This is a genomic window from Natrinema soli (assembly GCF_028618695.1).
In genome coordinates this window covers 1-3488 of sequence record NZ_JAQIVI010000567.1, presented here as the reverse complement: position 1 = coordinate 3488, position 3488 = coordinate 1, and the positions used below count along the sequence as shown (strand labels likewise).

Sequence of the window (3488 nt, the reverse complement as noted above, 5' to 3'; positions counted from 1 at the left end):
AGGGCGCGTCGCTGGCGGAATCGGAGACGAGCGAGAGCGCGGACCGGCCGGTCGAGCCGGCCGCGGCGTCCGAACCGGGCTCGTTTCGTTCGCTCGAATCGATTACTGCAGTGCTCGAGGGGGCCGACGTGGGCGTTTTCGTCCTCGACGAAGGGTTCGACGTCGCGTGGGTCAACGACGCGATCGAGCGATACTTCGGTCTCGACTCGACGGCGGTGGTCGGCCGGGACAAACGCGAGCTAATCGACGAGATCATCGCCGAGCGGGTCAGCGATCCGGATCGGTTCGTCGACACGGTCAGTGCGACCTACGATGACAACAGCGACACCGAGCGATTCGACTGTCACGTGACGCCGAGCGAGGACCGCGAGGAACGCTGGCTCGAGCACCGGAGTAAACCGATCGAATCCGGCCCGTACGCGGGCGGACGCGTCGAACTCTACTACGACGTCACCGAACAGCACCGACGCACCTACCAGCTCCGCCGGCTGAACGAGGCCGTTCGCGAGTGGCTCGAGACCGGGACGCGCGAAGCGGTCGCCGAGCAGGCCTGTCAGCACCTGTTCGACATCCTTGACCTCGAGATCAACGGCGTCTACCTCTACGAACCGGAGCGAGCGGCGCTCGAGCCAGTCGCCTGGTCCCATCCGGCAGCGTCCCTGTTCGAGGAAATGCCGACGTTCGCGGCCGGTGAGGGGATCGCCTGGCGCGTCTACGATACCGGCGAGCCGGCGATCTACGACGACGTGACGAGCGATTCGAACGTCTACAATCCCGAGACGCCGATCCGGAGCGAGATCTGCCTCCCCATCGGGGCCCACGGCATCGTCATCATCGGCTCCGAGGAGCGGGCCGCGTTCGACGAGGCCGACCTCTCGCTCGCGAAGATCGTCGCCTCGAGTCTCGAGGCGACCCTCGACCGGATCGGACGCGAACGAACGCTCGAACGCGAGCGGAGCCAGACCGAAACGCTCCTCCAGACCGCGCCGGTCGCGATATCGGTCGAAGATGCTGACGGCGAAACGGTGCTGGCGAACCGTCACGTGCAGACCGAACTCGGACTCGGCGACCGCGACCCCCTCGGCGAGACCGAGTTGCTCGCCGCGCTGGACGTCTTCGATGCGGACGGCGAGCCGATCGATCCCGAGAACGGCCCCTCGGCGCGCGTCAGAGCGAGCGGCGAGCCGGTACGCGACGAGGAATTCGTCGTCGAGGATCCGACCGGTGACCGAACGTGGTTCTCCGTCACCGCCGTTCCCGTCTTCGGGCCGGACGGCTCGCTCGAGCGAGTCATCTCCGCCGGCGAAGAGATCACGACACTCAAAGAACAGGAACGCCGCCTCGAACGGCGCAAGCACGAACTCGAGACCGAACTGAGCGAGATCCTCGGGCGCGTCTCGGACGCGTTCTACGCGCTCGACGACGAGTGGCGCTTCACCCACGTCAACGATCGCGCCGCGGAACTGCTGGGCCACGCGGAGGCGGAGCTTCTCGGTGAGACCATCTGGGAGGCGTTCCCCAGTGCGACGAGTTCCGATCTCGGCGACCGGTATCGCGAGGCGATGGAGACCCAGCGACCGGTCTCGTGGGAGCGGTACTCCGACTCGCTCGACATCTGGATGGGGATTCAGGCGTATCCTTCCGAGACGGGGCTGTCGGTGTACTTCCGAGACGTTACCGATCGGAAACGTCGCGAGCACCAACTCGAGCAGTACGAACGGATCATCGAAACCGTCGAGGACGGGATCTACGTCCTCGACGGGGACGGCCGGTTTACCATGGTTAACGACGCGTACGTCGCGCTCACCGGCTACGATCGAGACGAGTTGATCGGAAGCCACGCCTCGCTCGTCGTCGACGAGCAGGTGATGGACCACGCCCGGGAGGTCGCGGAAGACGAGAGCGACGTGTCGACCGTCGCGACGAATCTCGAGACCGAGTCCGGCGATCGACGGCCGGTCGAGGCGACGGTCACGTCGATCACCACCGCCGAGTCCGGTTCCGAACGGATCGGCGTCGTCCGGGACGTCACCGAACGGGAGGAACGCCAGCGCAGGCTCGAGGAGAGCGAGCAGCGCTACCGCACACTCGCCGAGAACTTCCCGGACGGCGTCGTCGCCCTGTTCGACGAGGAGCTACGGTACACGGCCGCGGGCGGACGGCTCCTCGACGACCTCGACATCAGTCGAGCGGCCGAACTCGAGCAGACGATCTACGAGCGATATCCCGACGAGCTAGTGACGGAGATCGAGCCCCACTTTCGGGCCGCTCTCGACGGCGACGAGCGCACCTTCGAGGTGCGCTATCGGAATCGGACCCTCCGTGCGACGACGTTGCCGGTTCAGACCGGCGGCGAGGTCTCGAGCGGCATGCTCGTCGTACAGGACATCACCGAGCGAACGGAGTACCGGCGCAAGCTCGAGGAGTCGAACGAGCGACTCGAACAGTTCGCCTACGCCGCCTCCCACGACCTCCAGGAGCCCCTCCGGATGGTCACGAGTTACCTCCGGTTGATCGACCACCGCTACGCCGACGAACTCGACGCGGAGGGCCGGGAGTTCATCGACTACGCGGTCGACGGTGCCGAGCGGATGGCCGAGATGATCGACGGACTCCTGGAGTACTCCCGCGTCGAATCGAAGGGCGACCCCCTCGAGCCGGTCGATCTCGACGACGTTCTCGCTGACGTCCGCGAAGATCTGACAGTCAGTATCGAGGAGCGAGACGCCGAGATCACGACGGAGCGGCTTCCCGTCGTCACGGGCGATGCGAGCCAGCTCCGGCAGGTGTTCCAGAACCTCCTGTCGAACGCGATCGAGTACAGCGGGGACGAGCCCCCGCGGATCCACGTCAGCGCCGAACGGAGCGGCAGCGAGTGGGAGATTTCGGTCCGCGACGAGGGGATCGGCATCGATCCGTCGGCCCAGGATCGGATCTTTCAGGTGTTCCAGCGTCTCCACAGCCACGAGGAACACGAGGGAACCGGGATCGGTCTCGCGCTCTGTCACCGGATCGTGGAGCGCCACGGCGGCGAGATTCGCGTCGACTCCGAACCCGGCAAGGGGTCGACGTTCTCACTGACTCTGCCCGCCGGCGACGAGACCGACCCGTCGTCGCCAGCGTCGGAATAGCCGTACCAGCGATTCGAGCGATCGATTTGAGTCAACTGCAGCTAGTCAACAGCTATATATTCGAGCACCTACTCGACCCGGCAAAGCGGTGCACGACGTGATTCCGACAACACGCGGTTCGGATGGATCCCTGCTCGCCGCCTCGCTCGCCTGTTTCGCCGACGCCGGCGTCGCGACCGCCGACGCCGCTATCGACGGGCTCGGACTAACGCTCGGAGCGACCGGGTTCGCCGTCGTCGGCGTCTATTGCGTCGCTCGCTACGCCCAGTCCGTCTCCCGACAGACGCTCGCCGTCACGGCGCTGGCGCTGTGGGTCTCGTTCCTCGGGGTAGCCGGCAGTCACGCCGTCGGCCTCGA

At 66.2% G+C, this 3488-nt stretch carries 1 protein-coding gene and 1 pseudogene; both read left to right on the top strand.

Annotation, left to right across the window (positions count from 1 at the left end):
* The coding region (locus tag PGX04_RS26665; protein ID WP_273741253.1) for a PAS domain S-box protein at window positions 1-3131 on the top strand (3131 nt) is incomplete at its 5' end.
* Window positions 3132-3219: 88 nt separating this feature from the next.
* A pseudogene (locus PGX04_RS26660) lies at window positions 3220-3488 on the top strand (hypothetical protein); the annotation flags it as partial.